The following is a 19,118-nucleotide window of genomic DNA, read 5'->3' as shown; positions in this document are numbered from 1 at the left end:
CTTATCCTCCTTTTCCTTGATGTGCGAGCCTATCGATCTCGTCTATAAACAGTAAAAGGGTATCGATCTCCATCTCCAGCATATCTGCATAGGAGAAATGGAGCCAATGACCCACCAATGCCATGAGCCTTATGAGCTCTTTTTCTCCGGGGACAAAAAACGTTTAAGCTCGTTTTGTAGTAGCGCGTAATCATCGAGGTATAGCTCCGAAATATCCTCTACGGTTTGCATCGTAAGGTTCGCGATCAAAGCGACTTCTTGCTCCCCAACGTTGCTAATTTTTGCAACGGCTAACGTATCTTTAACCTTTGGTCTTCGCATTTTGACGACCGTCCCGTCGCTTAGAGTGATTTCAACGTCTTGCATTTTTTATCCTTATAAAATATGATTTCTAAGATCAGCGAAGAGGTCTTCGCCATCGATCTCGCAGATCAGGTTATCAACATCGATGTCGATAACTTTAACCCCGCCTAGCTCTAGCGAATAGGCACTCGTTGCGATTTCTAACGCTTGCTCTACGTTCTTACCTCTCTCAGGCAGAGGGTTTTGAAACTTTTTGACCTTGCCGGTGATCGTCGCAAGTAAGGAGAGCGTCTCATCCCCTTGGATTAAAGAGCCTTTAACGTAAAAAACAGGGCTCGTGCCAAACTGTTTACTTGCCGCCGTATAGGCGTATGTGTTGTATTCGGAGAGCGTGATCTTCGTAGTCATCGCTTTAAGAAGAGGGATCACCTCTTCTTTAGCTATCGCACCCGCACTTTCTTCCGTCAAAAATTCGATGTCGGGTAGCTCTACTTTGTTCGAGATACCGACATTGCCGATCCCCTCAACGAGGATGTTAAACTCTCGTAAAAACTGTTTTGCTCTTGGTGCTTGTGGCATGTTTACTCCTTATCCATTGATGATGTTTAGCAGCACATCGCTGTAGTCATCCACGTATGTAAGCTCGATATTGAGCTCCCTGATGGTTGGCATATCTTGGAACTCGACCGTTAGATAAAATTGACCATTGCTCACCGTAGCTTTAGTGTTTTTTGTTGTGTCGAAATAGGCTTTAAAACCTAATGCAACACCTGCCCCTTTAAGCCCTCGCATAAACTCTTCGATTGCTTTTTTGACATAAAGAAGCTCATCCGCCTTACGATCTCTCGCATAACGGCTCGCTTCGATCATGGCTCTAAGCATTCTGTAGAAAGTACGCACACGGTTAAGTGGTTGCCAGATAGTATCAATGTCGGTGGTCTCAAACCCGTAGGTTCTCCAACCAACATCACGCACGATCGTATTGATACCTTTATTGCGGAGGCGACGTGCTTCGCTATCTTCACCCTCCGCATAGTCGATAATGCGGTTCGTGGCACTAACACTTTGAACGATGCGGTTACTCGCTGATTCTGTCCATCCATAGGTACTAGATGCATCCATATAAGCGATAAGTCCCGCCCAAGCCGCAGAGCTTGGCATAGCAAAGCCATCCAACGTCACTTCAGTAGGATGAACAAGTAGCGCAAAGCGAGTTCCATAATTAGCAGCGACTGCTAGCGCGGCACTTTCGTTTTCTCCTTCCACATCTATGATAGCCGTTGCCCAAAGTTTCTGCGCTACTGCACCCATCGCCAAACCAACAGTTACTTCAGCAGAAAATGCAGGGGCTACAATGAGATTAGGACGATAGCCTGTTACGGCTTCAGCAGTTTTAAGTGCATTGACTCCAGCAATAATGATCTCTTCTGTCGGGTCTTCGCTATCGATCGCGTTGATGATAAGTGGGCATGAGACCCCTTGAGCGTCAATGGCTTTTAGCGCATCTAAAAGTGTGCCCTCCACCGTTTGCCCACTCGCTGGAGCAAATGCACTCATGGCAAGCGTGACATTGCCAAAAAATTGTAAGCCAAGCGTACCTATATTTGTCGTTCCAACAACCGCGATCGGCGTGGTTGACTCTACGGTCACGGCACGCGATGCTTTAACGCTAATGGTTCCGTTAATTCCAAATAGTAATCCCATTTTTTCTCCTTTTTCTATGTTTAATGCTTCGTGCAGGGCACTGGTCTTTTTTAACTACCGCTTGGGTACTCTGGCATTGTTGGTAATTCAACAACGACCGTAGAGGCTAGCAGTGTTCTTAATGTTACGGTATACTCTCGCCATTCAACAGGGAACTCAATGCCAGCTTTCCAACAACGAAGTGCAACCAAGTCCGTTTTATCGATCGCAGTTTGAATCGCTGTTTTAAATGTTGCGAGGGCTTCTGCAACAATTTCGCTTTGTGCCCTAAAATCGTAAAGTTCCGTCGTGCCATTTGCCTTTACTTTATTATGCGCGTTGTTTATTGCCTCTTGCCAAACGGCGTCTTCGATTTCTATGTTAGGCGTAGGTATTACCGATTCCCTCTCGACAATCCTAGCCGTAACTTTTGCATAGGTTTCTTCGCCCAGCACCTCTAAAAGCATTGTGTCGGTGTATCCAGTTTCAATAAGTTTTTTAACTGCTTCCTCCGAAAGCGTAAGTGCTTCTACTCTTTCTTTTATCTCTTCGATACTAGGTGCGCGCGTAAGCTCACCGTGTATTTCTTTATCGTAGTATCCTAGAATTCTTTTTGTTTCTTTATCGTAGTGTGCATATTTCATTTTTTTTGCTCCTAATATCCAATCGCAAACCAGTTATAGCTATAGCCTGCAACGTTAAAAGAATGGAATCTAAAACTTCCCAAATCTGTAATATTTAATAATGTAACCATTGCTTGTACATAGGCGTCTACGTTCGAGCAAGGCATTACAAAAGCCCTAGCAACCCCTGTAAAGGCAATAGGATAAGTAACGGTTACTTGTGCATTCTGTGCGGGTGCAATATTCCCCCACTGTAAAATTACCCCATTCGAGAATTTAATGTAACCATTGCCACCCCCAGATACATTGCTAACACCATTTCCTGCACTATTTGCGTAATTAACGCTAAAATTAGCAGGATTATAAACGTACATGTTTGAAGCGTCGTTTCCTCCCCAAAGCCACGAAGGTTGCCCGCCTTGCCCGATCCAGTTCCAATTCATCCCGATAAGTTTGTTCGCGTTCGACGCCGTCGTTGCCGTTGCGGCGTTTCCGCTTAACGCCCCTGAGAAAACAGGAGCCGTAACGGTTCCGGTAAACGTCGGCGAAGCGGTCGGTGCCGCGCCGAGTGTTGCTCGTGCCGCCGCCGCATCGGTGTCGTCGAGAAGGGTGCGCATAAACGCCGTTAAATCCGTTGTCGCAAAAGTGTCCGAGGCGGTTGCATAAATGAGCTTATTCGCCGCAGTTGAGACTTGCGCTAGCGCGGAGAGCGTTGCATCGGAGTCTTGTTTGTTTGCCAATGCGGTAGATAGGCCGTTGATGCTATTGATCGTAATTTGCCCATCCGCAAGCGTAACGTTAATCGTAATGTCAGCACTTCCATCAAAATTTGCGTTGCCGGTTACGGCTCCGCTTAGGCTGATCTTTCGAGCCGTCGCGAGTTTGAGTGCTTTTGCAACACTCTGCGTACCGTCAATCACTTTCGTTAAGAGGTTTTTTAAAAAGTTAGTACGATTTGCGAGTTGTTTCGCCTGTACATTGCTGATGCCGTCCGCTCCGCCGATGACGGGGTCGGTTGTTTCGATCTGATAAACTCCCTCAGCATACTCCGTCGTTTCGGTTAAAGTAGCCATTATGATACGCTCCCGTAATTGTAATTTCCGTCGTAGTAGATCGTGCCGCTATGTGTTGCGGCTACACGCGTGTAGTCGATGCGCAATAAAGACGATCGTGCCGGTGCGACGCTTTTCGTCAAACGTTTAAGTTGCGCGGCTTGCGCATTGATCATCGGTCGGCTGGCGATAACGACATATTCCGCCCAGTGTGTTGCATTGCCGTGCTGATACACTCCGTTATGTGTCGCTGTTGCGTCGAAGCGGATTTGGTAATCCCCCTCGACGATTAGCGCACCTGCATCGATAACATTAACGGCTTGCTTAACCGCCCATAACGTTCCGCGTCGTCGCTTGATTGTTGGGAATGCGGCAATGAGTGCTCTGTGTTCATCCTCGGAGATGTTTTGCCACCAGTATTCAACGCCGTAGTATTGCCCCAGTGCAAACAAAAAACTCGCTTTACATGTGGCGGGATCATGCAAACGCCCGCTCCAAAGCTCGCTCATAACTCGTTCGATCGATGCGGCACCTGTACTCTCAAGCTTTTTTTCTCTTTCGGTATAGTGCGATGGGATTAGATTAGCCAACGCTCACCTCCACTGTTCCCAAGATAGCGACTTCATCTTCGCCAACGCCGACGGTTGTCGCCGGAGCACTTAAACTTACGTCTTCAATGCCGTCTACTGATAGTGCGGCAATGATCATGCCGATCGTGACACTTTTACCGATTTCTACGACATCTAGGCGCTCTTTTAAACGCGCTTTAGCCGTGTCTAATGTTGTTGTTGCGTCAACCTCGTCGCTTACACTTAAAATAGCCGTAACGTTGTAAGGCACCCTGCCTGCCGCTTTAATGTTTACTTTGTCGGTTAAAGGGCGATGCACTGCGGCACTCGTCGCTTCTGCTACGCGAGAAAGCATCGCTTCATCAACGCCGCTTAGGCTATGCACGATGACTTCAACCTCTCCCGGATCATTACTGTAGACGTTGACGTCGCTAATGCGCGCATCGGCTTGTAGTGCCCAATATTCGTAACTTTTTACACTCCCAGCGGTTGTTTGTTGCTCGTTTGCAAGGGCAATAAGTGCACGGAGAGCATCATCGCTCATCGGGTTACTTCCTCCGCTATACACGGATGTCTGCGTAACGCTCGTTAGATACGCCCTAGGCACCATCGTCGAGATCACTTTCGTGTCTGATGTCGCTGTGTAAAGCTGTAATTCGGCGATGCCTGTTGCCTCGGTTGAGCCTGCTAAAAACGTTACATCTGCAAGGAGTAAAGAGGTACTACCGTCTTCATTTAAAAGCTCAAGTCCTGCACTTAGCACATAGTCTGTGCTCAAAGTCGCACCTAACGTAAAAGTTACCGGAGCGGCTGGCTTAGCCCCTGCATCACGTTCGATAAAAAATTCTGAAGCATGAAAGTCAAGGTATGCGCCCGTCGCGGTCTGCCAAAAACTCTGCGCGACGAGATCATTTGTCATCGTCCGAAGTTGCAATTCTCGGTAAGCGAAAGTCTCTAAAACAGGCATAACTTCGTCGCTCTCGTTAGGCTCATACTCAGTATCGTAGGCTTGATAAATAGCAACAAGTTCCGATCTGATCTGATCAAGTGTCAGCTCTTTACACATAGGAGGTATCTTCGCCATTACGCCGCTCCTTCTATGGTCTCGCCATCATCAAGCGTGATCAAAAATGAAAACTTGCCAGATTTTGCATCAAAGGACTTGATCTTCGCACTGCTCACACTGACGTCTTCCCATCTTTCGATCGCCTCTTTGCAATACTTCGTAAAAAGCAAGCGTGTTTCAGGTGTAAGCGCACGATCGCGTAGTTTGTAAAGCTCACTTCCATACGTCGGCATGCCGACACGCTCGCCGAGCTTTGTAGTTAAAATGCGGATGATGCGCGCAGCCAAAGTCATGGTCGAACTCCTGATTGTGCATTGCCCGAAGCGACTCCTGTATGTACGTGCGTACTTAAAGAGCCTTTTTCATCAGTAATCGTTCCGGTTACATTTAGGTCTCCGGTGATATTTACCGCGGTTGCACTAAGGTTGATATGATGCTCCGTCGTAATCGAAAGATCATGCGTTTGCGTGTCATAAACGATGCGCGTACCGTCGCTAAACTCAACAATTGCCGTGTGATCGTTCGCACCCTCAGGCTCTTTGCACCCTTTATTAAAAATGCTGCCAAGAGCAATGCCTCCATTAGCTTCCGCAAAAGGAAGCACGACGATCACTTGCTCATTGAGCTGCGGAGGAATCCACACTTTCATAAATTTGTTTGAGATGCTTTGGTAGGGTATCCATGCGCTTACTCGGTCGAAGAGCTGGACACGCACCAGCGCACGGTTAGCAAGGTCGATCCCGACTACAGTGCCAACCTCGACGAAGTTACCTTTCATGAGTGCACACTCTCTTTGCGTTTTTTCTGCGCGATGAGATGCTTTGTGATCACTTCCGGGGAGGCGGTATCGAGGAGAACGCCGTGCATAAATGTAATCGTGTCTTGTTGCCCTTGCGCAATTTGTTGGAGTGTTGCAATCTGTTTGTTTTGGTTAAACAGTAGTTTGATTGTAGGCAATGCGATAAACACTAACATAAATTGCGCCACCGGCAGATAAGCGCTGATTGTCTCCAACATTTTCACTCCTCAAACTCTCATTGATGAGCGAATGATGCCGCAGAGTCGTTCCGCCTTTCTATTCAACTCCTTTTTTCAAGCGCGCTCTTTAAATATAGTAGTGGATAAGGCGTATAGGTATCGTGTAGGATTGCGGCAGAAATTCACTATCGAGGGCGCGGCGCATGGTTGCACAATTTGAGGCGGCTTTAAAAACCTATTTAAAAGAGCAAGGCTTTAACGTAAAAAGCTATTTTGGAGAGTTTGATAAACCTGACACCGCAGAAGTGCTTAAAACGTTTTTACCGTGTGTCATGGTTGACTTTGTCGAATCAAAACCGAATGCTCTGTTTAGGGAAAATGCAACGTTTTCGCTCTACCTTGTACACCTTGCCTACTCAAAGCAAGAAGATACACGCAAGAGCAAAGACTATGCGCTGTTAGACTTTATCAAAAACGTTAAAAACGCTTTACATGTAAAGAGTATCGCAGAGAGTGAGCCTATTAACGTGACGCGGATCAAGAAGATTTTTGATGCGGCAAAAGGACAGTCCTACATGACAGTCTACCTGCTTAGCTTTGATGTGACTTTGATTGAAAAAAATTATCTAAACGGAGAAGTGGAATGAAAGACTTTATCGTCTTGAGTGTTGCGGCGGCTAATTTTTTTATGCTGAAAAATGCGATCGAAATTACAGGGGACAACCCTTGGCTTAAAATTGGCATTAGCGGTAAATGGGAGGGACACCCCGTCGGTGCGTTTGAACTCAATCAAGCCACATTCGACCAGATGGTTGGAAATTTTGAGAAGTCAGCTGTCGACATCGTCTGTGACTATGAACACCAAACCCTCTATGGCGATCAAGCTCCAGCTTCCGGTTGGATTAAAAAAATTCCTTTGAGCCTTAAGGCGGAAAATGGAGAGCTCTTTGCCAAGATCGAATGGACGGATAAAGCAACAACATACATTAAAAACATAGAGTACCGCTATCTCTCTCCTGTCTTCGCACCCAATACCATCGACCAAGCAACGGGTGCCAATATCGGCTGGACACTACACAGCGTAGCCCTTACTAATAAACCTTTCCTCCAAGAGCTCGACGAGGTAAGGCTTAATAAACTCAATAACCAAACCAAGGAGGAAACCATGACCCAAGAGGAGAAGGATGCAATGACTGCCTTACAAGCAGAAAACGCATCTTTAAAAGCTGACAAAGAAAAGCTTAACGCAGAAGTTCTTGCCAACAAAGAAGCCAGTGCCGTGGCTAAAGTAGATGCGGCGATCGCTGCCAAAAAAATCCACCCGGATCAAAAAGAGCACGCGCTTAAAATGTGCAAAGCTGATATGGATGGGTTCGATAAATTTATGGAAACCGCCAAACCGTTCGTGACCGCACCCGGAGGTAATGATCTATTCGATAACAAACAACATCAACCCAATGCTACGGCTGATACAGCTATCAGCGCTGCTAGATTTTAAAAAGGATAACAATGTTTAATGCAGTTGTAAATACGGGAACTTATGACACCCGCTCCGTTCTTGATCGAACCCACTCTCCAGTTTGCCTAACGGGAGTATTTGCCGAAGATCAGGGCACACTTCCAAAAGGTCTCATTGTTGCCAAAAATTCATCAGGGCTTTACGTGCCCTATGTACCTACCGCAACAAACGGTACACAAAATCCAAAAGGTGTACTTGCCGAAGAGCTAGATACAACCGTTAATACATCGGCACCCGTAGTTAAACACGGTACCGTGGTTGCAGACATGCTATTAGTTGGTACAAGTGAGAGTACCTCAAACGCAACGGAAGACGACATTGCTCTTCTTAGCGACATTACAATTTATGCAGTTTAATAAGGAGAACGCATGCTAAAAAACCTCTTTTCATTGGCGGCGGTCGCTGTTGCTATTAAACAAGCGCCCGTGCTAAAAACACCGATTATGGATACGTTCTACCCTGAAGATGTCCGCACACAACACCCTTTTGCGACGATTGGCATTGATGAACTCATTGAAACAATCAAGGCAGTACCTGTCGTAAAAAGGGGAACAGGTGCCATTGGCATTGGCGGCGATACTGGCACGATTAAGTTTATTGAGCCATTACCCGTTTCTGTACAAAAATTCTTAGGTGCGGACGTACTTAACAATATTAAAACGCTTTTAGCAAATGGGCAACAAGAGTATGTGCAAACCTATGTTAATTCACAGGTCGAATTCATGCGTAAGACCATTCGAGCGACGATGGAATCTCTTTCAGGACAGAGCTTAAGCGGAAAAATTGCATACGCTATGAAAACGGATAGTGGGATGGAAACATACGAAGTAGACTATGGAACCGTTCCAACTTATGCGATTACAAAAAAATGGGATGCAGCAGATGCAACACTACAAGACATCATCGATGGCCTAAGTGAGATGGCTGAACAGATTGCAGAAGATGGGTTTGGGGAAAATGTTGATTTTTACGCAGGTAAAAAAGTTTTCTCAAAAATTTCGTCAAAAATTTCATCTTTACCGAACGATGCGCGTTCAGACGCAAAAGTTGTAGGCTCAACGATTTTACTTGGTGGTTATACTATCTATCGTTTTGTGTCAACCTACTATGACCCAAAAACGAAAAAACGCGTTAAAGCAATCGACGACAAAAACATTCAAGCAAAAAGCAAAGATGCGGCGTTTGCCTTTAAATATCTCGCCATCGACGATCTTGATGCAGGTCTTCAACCGTTGCCTCTTTTTGTTAAGACCGTTAAGCTAGACAACCCGTCTGGGTACAACCTGATCGGTAACTCAAAACCCCTACCGATTCCAGTGGTTAAAGCGATGCGTATTGCAACCGCAGTCTCGTAAACATTCCCCTCTTTTTGAGGGGAAGCCATAAACGGCTCTAAAAACGATTTAAGCCTTAATCCGACTCGTTTATCGAAGAAAAGTTTTAAATCGTTTCTAGGCGAATTTAAACACCTTTTAAACACATAGGCGGAGAGTAATGATAACGAAAGAAAACCTCTTAAAAGAAGTGAGCGAGGGCGAGCTCTTAGAACTCAGTGATCTTGATAGCACCGGAGAGATGGATGATGCACGTATTGATCATGCAATCGAAGAGGCTAAGACCTATATCTCTTCATTTATTCTCATTCCCTCAAATCCAAACCCTCTTTTAATCAGCATCGCCGTTGATCTAGCGCTTAATGAATTACGCAAGGCGCAAGGGCTAGGCGATAAAGAAGTCGTCAGAGAGGCTGATAGCAAGCTCATCAAGATGGCAAAAGGTGTTATACCGACTGCTATTTCAACCTCAAAAGAGGTCAATACACCTCGCATCGGCAATGCATATGCACATACGAAACGCCGATACAGTTCTATCACGAAAGGGTTTACACATGGCTTCTAAAGCGCAAAAGATCGAAATAGCACGCTCTTTGTACATCGTCGGTAAAAATGTCGAAGAGATCGCCGCGATCTTAGAAACCAGTGTACGCACCATTCAAAACTATCGTTCTGAAGACGGAGCAAATGGGTATGACTGGGACGTACTGCGAGCAGAAAAGCATATTGTCGCAGACCCAAACCGAAGAGAACTGATCTGGTTACACTAAATGATACACAGAGATGATAGAATTTCTGTAAATCATAAAGAGGATAAACGTATGTCAGGGAGAGTACAAAGATATACCCAAGAATTTAAAGATTCAGCGATACAGTTGGCATTAAACAGTGAGAAATCTGCGATGGTAATTGCCAAAGAGTTGGGGATGAGTGAGAAGACTTTATATGCATGGTTACGTCAATATCGTCAGAAGCATCATTTGGAATCTCCAATGATTGTACGTTCTTCAATCAACCATCATGCCAAAGAGAGCGTGGAAGAAGAGAACAAGCGCTTGCGTAAAGAGAATGCCCGTTTAAAGATGGAAAGAGATATCTTAAAAAAGGCAGCGGCGTTCTTCGCAAACGAAGCTCATTGAAGTACGCCTGGATCAAAGAGCATTGCAACGAATTCAATGTTGCATCAATGTGTCATATATTAGAGGTATCAAGGAACTGTTATTATCGATGGCTTCGTATTGAAAAACAAGAAGATACTTTTTTAAATACGATGATCAAGGATATTTTTCTTGGAACCTATCAAACCTATGGCACGCGTCGTCTAAAAAAAAGACTTGAGCAACTCTATGGCTTGATCGTTTCTCGTAGACGAATTGCAAGGATTATGAAAAAATTAGGACTCAGTTGTCGCAATAAACGTCGTTTTAGAGTGCTTACCACCAATTCCAATCATACGTATGCCATTGCCCCTAATCGAATACAACAAGACTTTTATACATCAACGCCCGATCAAATGTATGTGGGCGATATCACCTATATTCCGACACAAGAAGGGTGGCTGTATTTAGCGGTTGTAATTGATTTATATTCGAGAAGAGTCATCGGGTGGTCTATGGATACACATATGAGTTCCATGCTTGTCAATGATGCTTTATTTATGGCACTTAAAAAGCGTAATCCTCCTCATGGTGTTATCTGGCATACCGATCGCGGCAGTCAATATGCTTCTGATGCTCACAAAGCCTTACTTAAGGAATATGGCATCGTTCAGAGTATGAGTGCTAAGGGAAACTGTTACGATAATGCTGTTGCTGAGAGTTTTTTTCACTCGCTAAAAACCGAACTGACACATCACATGAAATTTGAAACAAGGAGCCAAGCCAATCAAGCAATATTTGAATATATTGAAGTGTTTTACAATAGACAGAGGTTACACTCAAGTAATGGCTATTTATCTCCGGTAGATTTTGAAAATAGATACTTGTTACAAAACAACATCAGTGCTTAGACATTTTCTTTTCTGTGTATCATAAACTGTTGACAGATCAAACACCTGTACTCTGACTTCGTCGCTTACATGTACGAATCACTCAAAGATGTCCGAGAGGCGGCATTGCCCGCGGGCGAGAAAGCGGACAAGATCGTCAAGCTCTCCGATGCTTTCGCTAAGATGAAAGCGATCGTCCGCTATGAAGACCCTGCCGCCTATAAGCATGGCATCATTAAACATGTTATCAAAGTGATCGGCGAGGGCATCAAGGCGCGTGGCGATAAAGCACTGTTAGAGGTGTTTATCGAAGTTGTAGACCAACATGGGGATGAATTCGATGTCGCTCTTTGATAAAGAAGCGCTTAGGGCATTACTTCATGACACAAAAAGCGATCTACTTGCCGAGGGTATTGATGAGAAAGTAGCTGAGCGCTTAACGCGTAAAGAGTTTCAAAAATGGCTTGGTGAGTATTCAGACTCCCTCAAGGAAATCATTCACTCTAATACTACACTTGATCCCAAAGAAAACGATGCAAGGATCAAACGTCAGTTTGTTGATTTTGATTATTTTAGAAAGACGTACTTTCCTCATTACTATTATCTTCCCGGTAAGTCCGCGCTTCAGGCTGATCTTGAGACGATCTACCAACGTATTAAAAGCCGCTCTATTCTCTCAAGCGCTGCTGCCAATGAGCTTGATACGATCAAGAGTGAGAAGTATGGTGTAGCGGCTCCCCGTGGGCATGGTAAGTCTACTGATGTTTCTGTTGTCTTTGTCATTTGGTGTATCGTTAACAATCTTAAACATTTTATTACGATCTTCTCAGACGCCATAGAGCTTGCCGAGACACAGATTGAAGCCATTAAGATTGAACTGAGCGAGAATGACAATCTCAAGGCGGACTTTCCTCATGCAACAGGCATCGGCAGATCTTGGAAGATTGGGGATTTCGTCACTAAAAATGGTGTTCGTGTCAAAGGGTATGGGTCTAGTAAGCGTGCCAGAGGTATCAAGCATGGCGTTTGGAGGGTTGATTTAACCATCATTGATGACTTTGAAAATGATGAGAATGTACGCAGTCGTGATCAGAGGGATAAACGAGAAGCCTTACTTGATGAATCAGTTGCGAACCTTGGTGCAGTTAATGATGATATGGACATTATCTATATTGGAACGCTTTTACACAAAGACTCTGTGCTCGCTCGCAAGCTCAAGCTTGCGTTTTGGAATCCACGTATACACAAAGCTATCATCACGTTCCCGGATCGAATGGACTTGTGGGAGCGCTTTAGTATGCTTCATATACACCAAGGGCTAGATGCATCACACTCTTTTTACTTGGCTAACAAACAAGAAATGGACAAAGGAGCACGGGTTCTTTGGGCGGAAGCTGTCGGAATTGAAACACTTATGCGTAAACGTGCCGAAGCACCAAGATCGTTTAATAAAGAGTACCAAAATGAACCATCCTCAGGGTTTGAAAAATTCGTGCGTGAAAAGATGCATTTCTATAGACAACTACCAAACTTAAAGCAATTAAAGATTTTTGGATGGTGTGATCCGGCTGGGGAGAAAAAAAAGAGTGACTATACAAACTTAACCATATTTGGTGTTGATGAAAAAGAAAAAAAAGGTTATGTGCTAGAGTCAATCAACTTAGTAATTGGTTCAAAAGAGATATGCAAACGCATGGTTGATTTGCAAGAAAAGTACCGATGCAAGATTTATGGATATGAAGATAATGGAGGGCAGTTCCATCTTAAACCTTTTATTCTAGATGAAGCGTTTGATAGAGGGATTATTATGCCTTTACGCGGTATTAACAATACTGACAACAAAGGGCTGCGAATTGAAGAGCTTGAACTCCCTATTGAGAATGGAGAAATACTTTTACATGAAGATCAAATACAACTTATCCAACAGCTTGAGGACTATCCTGAGGGAAAAAATGATGATGCCCCCGATGGTCTCGTGTGCGTTTACCGCCTAAGTAAGCTTGCAAAAATGAAAAAACACAATAGCGCCCCGCGAACAAATCGCAGAGGATTAAGAGGAAGAATGCCAAGGAGACACCGATGAAATTTATAACCAACATTTTTAAACCTAAACAAACTAAAGCATTAAAACAAGAAAAACGAACTTCTAGTGCCGCCCCTGCTGTCGATATTTTACGCAGTATTATGGACAATTTACCGGTTTACCAACGCTGGCTCGATCAAGATGAGTTAGACCGCATTTCAAACGATGCAACCGTCATCTCAAGCATCGGAAGCCGTAAAGCGGCAACGCTCAAAAAAGAGCTGATCATTACATGTAAAGACGAGACGCTCATTGAACCGCTCACGAATGTGTTTGATCACACGGTGCTTCGTAAAATCCTTGATGCTCCATTCCAAGGTGCGAGCGTTTTCGAAGTCAACTGGGAAGTACAACCTGAGGGCTACTTGCTCATGCCTAAACTTGTCGAACGCTCTTACCGTGAGTTTACGATGAAAAACGGGGTACTCTACTATAGCCCTTACGGCGCATTGACAGATATTCCCGAACATAAAGCCGTCATAGCCCTGTACGAAGACAAGTACCATAAGCCGATGGGAAGACCGCTTGCCGAGTCCTTGTTTTGGTATGTCAAATTCAAAAACGCCTCTTTGGAGTTTTGGATCAAGTTCTTAGAAAAGTACGGTGTGCCGTGGGCTATCGGTAAAACTGACGGCGATAAGGACGCGATGGCTGAGGAGCTTTACGCCATGCTCAGCGGGGATGCCGCAGTCATTGAGAAAGATGATGAAATCAAAATTGAAACTGTCTCAAAAACGGGAGATTTTGACAAGATCACTTCCTACTTGGACGACCAGATCAGGGAGGCGATCTTAGGAGGCAATTTAACAGGGAATGTCAAAGGTGGCAGTTTTGCCGCTACACAAACGCACAATGAGATCAGAGAAGACATTGCGATGTCTGATGAGCATACGACACTCCAGCTCATGCGCAAAGTCATTGAAAGCTTCAGGGTACTGAATTCCATCAAAGAGCCTATTAAGATCATTTTAAAAGATAAAGATGACCCAAACACGGTACTTGCTGAACGCGACGAACGCATCTCAAACATGGGTTATAAACCCACAAAAGCCTACATTGAGCGGACGTATAACATTGAAGTCGAAGAGAAAACCGACCCAACGGCTACCATTGCCAATAAACACTTACAGAAGCTCTATGCGTTTAGTCAAAATAAACCGATCACGAGTTTAGAAGACATCGAAAGCGGTACTGATCTTAAAACCATAGCACTTTCATTTCAAAGTCAAATAGTGGATATTGTTGATAAATGCACCTCGTTTGAAGAGGCTATTGATGCATTACACGAAGCATACCCGCAAATGGACATCGAAGCGTTACAGGACGTGATGGATAGTGCATTGCAAAGCTCTTACATTTTAGGCAGCGCTCAAAGCGAATTTGAGGAAAGCGAAGCGTGAAAACACCCTCTTTTGCCGCAGGGCTTGCCCCTAAGGATGCTATCGACTATCTGCGCAATAAAGGGTATAAGCTTAGCTTTGATTACAACGAGATGAGTAAGGACGCACACCATAAAGCCTTTACGGTTGCAAAGGTCATGCGCCTTGATTTGCTCAGCGATATCCACGGCTCTATCACCGATGCGATGCAAAACGGTACACGCTTTGAGGATTGGAAGAAAGCGCTTATCCCCACACTTGAGAAAAAAGGATGGTGGGGTCAGCAGAGCATCGTCAATCCAACGACGGGAGAAGTCAAAGAGATCACTGTTAACTCTACGCGTCTTAACACGATCTTTAAAACAAATACTCGTGTGGCAATGGCGACGGCTAGGTATGAACAGCAAATGCAAGGCGAGCATAATATCTATTGGGAATATATCGGAGGTCTTAGCGAGCATCCAAGAATGGAACACAAACGAAAGAGCGGCATCGTTCTTCTTAGAACAGACCCGTGGTGGCAAACCAACTATCCACCAAACGCATGGGGATGTCATTGTAAAGTCAGAGCATGGAGTGCACAGCAACTTCAAAAGCAAGGTAAAGAATTAACGACAGGAACGCAAGAAGACATCGCCACAAAAGACTGGGCATACAATCCCGGTGCGGGTAATCGTGTTGCAAAGATCGCAAAGCTAGACTTAGATAAGAGTTTAAAATCACTTCCAACCATCATGCCTAAAACATCATACAGTGCCTACAGCGATGAAGCGTTGAAAAAGAAATTTTATGGAGATTTAGGCGTTAAATCAGGTGCAATGTATGTCGATAAAGTGGGCGACCCAATGATTATAGACGATAGCTTATTTGAAAATTTTGCAGGACAATCAAAGATTAAAAAACAAGACAGACACTTCTATATAGACGCCTTTGCGACGGTGCTTAACGCCCCTGACGAGATATATCTTGAATGGGACGACAAGGCAAACCGTTTAGTTAAGAAAATGTTTCACTATTTTAAAGACGACAAAGAGAAGCAAAAAGCGTTAATGGCTATTTTTGAGTATCTTCCCGATAAAACGCAAGGAGTTACTTTTTATTTTATCGATAAAGCAACGACTTTGGAGAAAAAAAGAGAGGGAAAACTCATTTATCAGAAAGAGCGCGCTCAATAACCGCATCTTTGCACGATGGAGCGCTCATTGCTCATTCCATGCGGTGCTCTTTCCGATAAAAGAATTATACCAAAAATAAAGAAGAAAAGATGATCACGATTGAAGTTATCGGAGCACCTCGGATAGAAGAGGCTATAAGACGGCTACATAGTAAGCTTACCTCGCTTAAATCACCCATGAGCGAGATAGGCACTTTTTTTACGAACACAATGGAAGACAGTTTCGACAATGAACAATCTCCTGATGGAACACCGTGGCACCCACTTAAAGAGAGTACCAAACGCTCCAAAGCAAAGCGCGGTGAACATAAGATGCTCCAAAGCAAAGACAGTAACATGTATGAGAGCATTAACTCTCAAGCTGATGAGCATTCGGTTATCGCTGGGGTAAATGCTTTTAGCAAAGATGGATACCCATACCCACTGGTTCACCAGTTCGGAAGTAAAGATGGGACTATCGTGGCACGTTCTTTCGCTCCGATCACAAAAGATGGGAACTTAACACGTGGTGTTGAAGAAGAAATTTATAGTATTTTGGAAGATTATTTGAGAGAGTATGTAGATTAAAAGAGGGATGGTTCTCTTGCCTCGCCGATGATCTCATAGATGCGGCTGAGGCTAAGAGCATATTTGAGCTTGAGTTCTTTTGGGGAGAGTTTGTTTTCGGTGTAGTCTTTGATGATCTCATCATTACGACCATTCATACACCAAGAGGGGACATAGATAGGCATACCGCCATATTCTCGCATCATCTCTTCATCGCTCGCACCCTCACGGATGCGCCTAGTAAAGTCTTCGAAAATATCTTTATTAGAAAGTGACATAGCCTACCTATAAGCGTTTTTGGTATTTTACATGTAAATGAGGGGTTAATTTAAATATTTCTCAATTTGAGAAAATTATTGAAGTTTTTGAAGTGCTATCAGTATATTCTTTGCTTCGTCGACTCTTAGCGAAGCGATACTTTCACACTCCCTTTTAGTAATGCGTTTGCAAAAACTAAGCAGTGCATGCTCGCTTTTGTCTCTCGCTTTTTGCTCCCACATAGTTGTGATCTTCCACGCTTGAGAGGGTGTGCAACGCTTATGCTGAAACACTGGCAATGTATCCGTTTGCATGTTAAGATAGCTCACTAATTGAATGAGCTCCGTTACATGTAACGCTGTTGAGGAGCGTTTGCCAAAGGCATTGTAGAGTAACTCTTCGTATGCTTCGCGGTTCTCTTTGTAGTAGTTTTTGTAACGTGTCGACGTGTGAACCTGTACAATGAGGCTTTTGTGTGTTTGTTGTTGTTTTGGAGTCATGGGGCGTCCTTTTGAATGGTATCTACCACACGTACCACACAACCATAATAGATACTAAAGTACCATTAATAGGCTGTTTGAGTGTGGTAAAATGTGTGGTGTGGTCGTGTGGTACGTGTGGTTTGGAGTGAGATTATCAGATGGACTTTTTAAATATTTGCATCACTCGCATTACTTGCATTATGCGGTGTATACGCCCTTATTTATCGAGTGAAGCAGGTGGTGCAGGTGATGCACATTTTTATATTACAAACCTATTTTAAATATTTTTTGTCGATTTGCACCGCTAATAGTATGCCAAAGTTTTCCAGTAAAACGCTCAAGTATTGCCTTGCCACCTCGATCAGCTGATTTATACCCTATAGCTGTCATAAGTTTTCCTTGATTGAGTCCATCAGGATGTTTTTTAAGCTCTTCACGTATTTTTTTCACTATTTCTTCATCATGCGGATTCATATGCGCCAATGTTGGATCAATCATACCCATAACTAATGTTGATGTATCTACACTAAAGCCACAGTGCTTTATCGGATCACGGTCATACTCTACATGTAAAGCAAAGTGAAGTACATTATCGTATCGTGCTTTTTGGCTAAGTTCATAGACGTTATCGGCACTCTTAGTAAAATCAGAGCTTCCCTCGATCACTTTACCATTTTTCGTTGAATGATGAATTAAGATAACGGTTCCTCCAGCATCTCTAACATCTTTCATAATCTGCATAAAACGCTTAACCTGCACATCGTTGTAGGTATTATCGACAATATCCCTCGTGCTGTCGATAATGAGAACAGTACCCTTGTAATATTGCCCTGGTTGTCGTGCTCCTTGACGAAATAGCTCCAAAAGCTCTTCGCTATCCATCGTCATATCGCCTTTATTTAAGTAGAGTATTTTATTACTGTTTCCAAAATGAACATCAAGATTTCGTTTTTTGAGCTGTGTTTTAGGGTTATCAAGATCAACAAAGACAATATTTTTGATGTTTTCCATCGGTTCTAGTTTCTTCACAAGCGACAAAAGAAACCAACTCTTACCTTGGCTCTCTTTCCCATAAATCATGGTAATAGCCTCACTAACGATAAAATCATCCACTAAAAATTCAGTTTTTACGTGACTGAGGCTTTCATAATTCAGAGATTGTTTTCTTAATTCTGAATACACGTCAATCATTTTTTAACCTTTTCTTTGATTCCAAAATCTAACTTATACCGTGTAGCAAAAGTTCCGTCCGAAGTGAATAGACAAATTCCCTCTCCATCTTCAATGACATAAGCCACTTGTCCTTCTTTGTCATCAAAATAACAATCAGGGTAAAACAGACCCTTATAAACAACACCACATATATTTGTTTTACCTCTCGCAACGACCTGACACACTGTAATGTCTTTATTTTTTGCAAACTTTTCTTTTGCTATTTCGATAGGATGTTTCATAGCCTCTCCTTTATTTTTGATTTTTTGATGCTTGTTTGATGAGCTCTTCACGATTTTGGATTTCCATATCCGTAATAATCCCTTCAATCCCATAGTAGGCAAGCATAATAGTGTCGATTAGGTGTTCGTAATCGTCTATTTTTTGAGCCTTGATCAGTTCTTTTACGGAGTAGATAGCGGAGTTGTAGCGTTTTAGGTTGGTTACAATAACTAGATTTTTCATATTTTCCTCTTTTTGAGATAAATTATAGAGGAATTTTATATCTTTAAGATACTTTTGTCAATAGTAAATTATCTAAAAGATATATTTGTGCGGTTTTATTTTATCTCTTGAATAAGATTTATAAATTTCTTTGCGGTGGTTGATAGCTCTCTATATTTCTTTAATTCGATGAGCATATCCATTGATTTGTGTGCCCATGCGGGTATTTCTTTGCCAGCACTCCAGTTTCTAACCGTAGCCTCCGCTGCACCAATTTGCTCCGCTAGCTCTTTTTGATTTATGCCAAGTTCGGCACATACATTTTTAACGATGTTCTCTTCCATAACACCTTCCTTTTGTGTTGATTTTACCGAAAATTAACTTATACCATTAACTTAATCGCCCCCACACGCATGCGGAGGCTGT

The 19,118-nt window shown here is 43.5% G+C and carries 29 protein-coding genes; 12 read left to right on the top strand and 17 right to left on the bottom strand.

The genetic code is table 11. The features are described 5' to 3' along the window. Position 1: 1 nt before the first annotated feature. Genes UCH003_RS13940 through UCH003_RS08375 form a run of 11 tightly spaced genes read right to left on the bottom strand, consistent with a single transcriptional unit; the run spans position 2 to position 6,313 of the window. On the bottom strand, positions 2-124 hold the full coding sequence (locus tag UCH003_RS13940; RefSeq protein WP_280936547.1) for a hypothetical protein: 123 nt from the start codon (positions 122-124) through the stop codon (positions 2-4). 5 nt (positions 125-129) lie between these two features. Further along, complete coding sequence (locus UCH003_RS08420) at positions 130-366, bottom strand: phage tail assembly protein (protein WP_060825908.1); 237 nt, start codon at positions 364-366, stop codon at positions 130-132. 9 nt (positions 367-375) lie between these two features. Further along, positions 376-882, bottom strand: coding sequence for a phage major tail tube protein (locus tag UCH003_RS08415; RefSeq protein ID WP_060825909.1), 507 nt, complete (start codon positions 880-882; stop codon positions 376-378). Positions 883-891: 9 nt separating this feature from the next. After that, positions 892-2,007: a phage tail sheath family protein gene (locus UCH003_RS08410; RefSeq protein WP_060825910.1), complete on the bottom strand. Its 1,116-nt coding sequence runs from the start codon at positions 2,005-2,007 to the stop codon at positions 892-894. A 50-nt stretch (positions 2,008-2,057) separates the two neighbouring features. Beyond that, on the bottom strand, positions 2,058-2,630 hold the full coding sequence (locus tag UCH003_RS08405) for a hypothetical protein (RefSeq protein WP_060825911.1): 573 nt from the start codon (positions 2,628-2,630) through the stop codon (positions 2,058-2,060). Between the two features lie 11 nt (positions 2,631-2,641). Next, complete coding sequence (locus UCH003_RS08400) at positions 2,642-3,682, bottom strand: gp53-like domain-containing protein (RefSeq protein WP_060825912.1); 1,041 nt, start codon at positions 3,680-3,682, stop codon at positions 2,642-2,644. Further along, complete coding sequence (locus tag UCH003_RS08395) at positions 3,682-4,251, bottom strand: phage tail protein (RefSeq protein ID WP_060825913.1); 570 nt, start codon at positions 4,249-4,251, stop codon at positions 3,682-3,684. Before UCH003_RS08395 ends, UCH003_RS08400 begins: the two co-directional genes overlap by 1 nt. Then, positions 4,244-5,314, bottom strand: coding sequence for a baseplate J/gp47 family protein (locus UCH003_RS08390; protein ID WP_060825914.1), 1,071 nt, complete (start codon positions 5,312-5,314; stop codon positions 4,244-4,246). The genes UCH003_RS08395 and UCH003_RS08390 overlap by 8 nt, the downstream gene beginning before the upstream one ends. Beyond that, positions 5,314-5,589 carry a GPW/gp25 family protein gene (locus UCH003_RS08385; protein ID WP_060825915.1) on the bottom strand — a complete coding sequence of 92 codons (276 nt, stop codon included), beginning with the start codon at positions 5,587-5,589 and terminating at the stop codon, positions 5,314-5,316. Before UCH003_RS08385 ends, UCH003_RS08390 begins: the two co-directional genes overlap by 1 nt. Next, positions 5,586-6,074, bottom strand: a complete 489-nt coding sequence (locus tag UCH003_RS08380; RefSeq protein WP_060826175.1) for a phage baseplate assembly protein V — start codon at positions 6,072-6,074, stop codon at positions 5,586-5,588. The genes UCH003_RS08385 and UCH003_RS08380 overlap by 4 nt, the downstream gene beginning before the upstream one ends. Continuing rightward, positions 6,071-6,313: a hypothetical protein gene (locus UCH003_RS08375; protein WP_060826174.1), complete on the bottom strand. Its 243-nt coding sequence runs from the start codon at positions 6,311-6,313 to the stop codon at positions 6,071-6,073. Before UCH003_RS08375 ends, UCH003_RS08380 begins: the two co-directional genes overlap by 4 nt. A 164-nt stretch (positions 6,314-6,477) precedes the next feature. Between UCH003_RS08375 and UCH003_RS08370 the strand changes: the two genes are divergently transcribed. From UCH003_RS08370 to UCH003_RS08310, 12 genes are all read left to right on the top strand, one after another. Further along, complete coding sequence (locus UCH003_RS08370; RefSeq protein ID WP_060826173.1) at positions 6,478-6,921, top strand: phage protein Gp37; 444 nt, start codon at positions 6,478-6,480, stop codon at positions 6,919-6,921. Continuing rightward, entirely contained in the window at positions 6,918-7,772 is an 855-nt protein-coding gene (locus UCH003_RS08365; RefSeq protein ID WP_060826172.1) for a phage protease, read from the top strand. The genes UCH003_RS08370 and UCH003_RS08365 overlap by 4 nt, the downstream gene beginning before the upstream one ends. Positions 7,773-7,783: 11 nt before the next feature. Then, positions 7,784-8,149, top strand: a complete 366-nt coding sequence (locus UCH003_RS08360) for a head decoration protein (protein ID WP_060826171.1) — start codon at positions 7,784-7,786, stop codon at positions 8,147-8,149. 12 nt (positions 8,150-8,161) lie between these two features. Further along, a complete protein-coding gene (locus UCH003_RS08355) occupies positions 8,162-9,148 on the top strand; it encodes a major capsid protein (protein WP_060826170.1) in 987 nt (328 codons plus the stop codon). Positions 9,149-9,287: 139 nt separating this feature from the next. Then, positions 9,288-9,692, top strand: a complete 405-nt coding sequence (locus tag UCH003_RS08350; RefSeq protein WP_060826169.1) for a phage protein Gp36 family protein — start codon at positions 9,288-9,290, stop codon at positions 9,690-9,692. Continuing rightward, a complete protein-coding gene (locus UCH003_RS08345; protein WP_060826168.1) occupies positions 9,682-9,897 on the top strand; it encodes a DUF1804 family protein in 216 nt (71 codons plus the stop codon). The genes UCH003_RS08350 and UCH003_RS08345 overlap by 11 nt, the downstream gene beginning before the upstream one ends. A 51-nt stretch (positions 9,898-9,948) precedes the next feature. After that, positions 9,949-11,135 (top strand): IS3 family transposase gene (locus UCH003_RS08335; RefSeq protein ID WP_144440965.1). Its coding sequence is split into 2 segments (ribosomal slippage): positions 9,949-10,240 and positions 10,240-11,135, totalling 1,188 coding nucleotides; the frame shifts between segments, so codons are not numbered across the junction. A gap of 69 nt (positions 11,136-11,204) precedes the next feature. Continuing rightward, positions 11,205-11,468, top strand: a complete 264-nt coding sequence (locus UCH003_RS08330; protein ID WP_060826167.1) for a DUF1804 family protein — start codon at positions 11,205-11,207, stop codon at positions 11,466-11,468. Then, on the top strand, positions 11,455-13,197 hold the full coding sequence (gene terL, locus UCH003_RS08325; RefSeq protein ID WP_082709170.1) for a phage terminase large subunit: 1,743 nt from the start codon (positions 11,455-11,457) through the stop codon (positions 13,195-13,197). Before UCH003_RS08330 ends, terL begins: the two co-directional genes overlap by 14 nt. Continuing rightward, positions 13,194-14,597, top strand: a complete 1,404-nt coding sequence (locus tag UCH003_RS08320; RefSeq protein WP_060826166.1) for a phage portal protein family protein — start codon at positions 13,194-13,196, stop codon at positions 14,595-14,597. The genes terL and UCH003_RS08320 overlap by 4 nt, the downstream gene beginning before the upstream one ends. Further along, positions 14,594-15,751 carry a PBECR2 nuclease fold domain-containing protein gene (locus UCH003_RS08315; RefSeq protein WP_060825925.1) on the top strand — a complete coding sequence of 386 codons (1,158 nt, stop codon included), beginning with the start codon at positions 14,594-14,596 and terminating at the stop codon, positions 15,749-15,751. Before UCH003_RS08320 ends, UCH003_RS08315 begins: the two co-directional genes overlap by 4 nt. Positions 15,752-15,840: 89 nt before the next feature. Then, the gene (locus UCH003_RS08310) at positions 15,841-16,317 is read left to right on the top strand and encodes a phage virion morphogenesis protein (RefSeq protein ID WP_060825926.1); all 477 of its coding nucleotides are present in this window, start codon (positions 15,841-15,843) and stop codon (positions 16,315-16,317) included. On the opposite strand, the gene UCH003_RS08305 is transcribed toward UCH003_RS08310, so the two are convergent. From UCH003_RS08305 to UCH003_RS08280, 6 genes are all read right to left on the bottom strand, one after another. Further along, positions 16,314-16,574 (bottom strand): Mor transcription activator family protein, encoded by a 261-nt coding sequence (locus tag UCH003_RS08305; protein ID WP_060825927.1) that lies wholly within the window; start codon positions 16,572-16,574, stop codon positions 16,314-16,316. The two genes, UCH003_RS08310 and UCH003_RS08305, sit on opposite strands and share 4 nt — an antisense overlap. A 75-nt stretch (positions 16,575-16,649) precedes the next feature. Next, positions 16,650-17,054, bottom strand: coding sequence for a phage protein GemA/Gp16 family protein (locus UCH003_RS08300; protein ID WP_060826165.1), 405 nt, complete (start codon positions 17,052-17,054; stop codon positions 16,650-16,652). Between the two features lie 246 nt (positions 17,055-17,300). Next, positions 17,301-18,227, bottom strand: coding sequence for an AAA family ATPase (locus UCH003_RS08295; protein WP_060826164.1), 927 nt, complete (start codon positions 18,225-18,227; stop codon positions 17,301-17,303). Further along, positions 18,224-18,490 (bottom strand): hypothetical protein, encoded by a 267-nt coding sequence (locus UCH003_RS08290; RefSeq protein ID WP_060826163.1) that lies wholly within the window; start codon positions 18,488-18,490, stop codon positions 18,224-18,226. The genes UCH003_RS08295 and UCH003_RS08290 overlap by 4 nt, the downstream gene beginning before the upstream one ends. Positions 18,491-18,500: 10 nt before the next feature. After that, positions 18,501-18,713, bottom strand: a complete 213-nt coding sequence (locus UCH003_RS08285) for a hypothetical protein (RefSeq protein ID WP_060826162.1) — start codon at positions 18,711-18,713, stop codon at positions 18,501-18,503. 95 nt (positions 18,714-18,808) lie between these two features. Beyond that, positions 18,809-19,036: a helix-turn-helix transcriptional regulator gene (locus UCH003_RS08280; protein ID WP_060826161.1), complete on the bottom strand. Its 228-nt coding sequence runs from the start codon at positions 19,034-19,036 to the stop codon at positions 18,809-18,811. Positions 19,037-19,118: the final 82 nt, after the last annotated feature.

This window comes from Sulfurospirillum cavolei (assembly GCF_001548055.1).
Taxonomy (GTDB): domain Bacteria; phylum Campylobacterota; class Campylobacteria; order Campylobacterales; family Sulfurospirillaceae; genus Sulfurospirillum.
The sequence above is the reverse complement of the archived record's forward strand: the minus strand, read 5'-3'. Positions and strand labels throughout refer to the sequence as shown.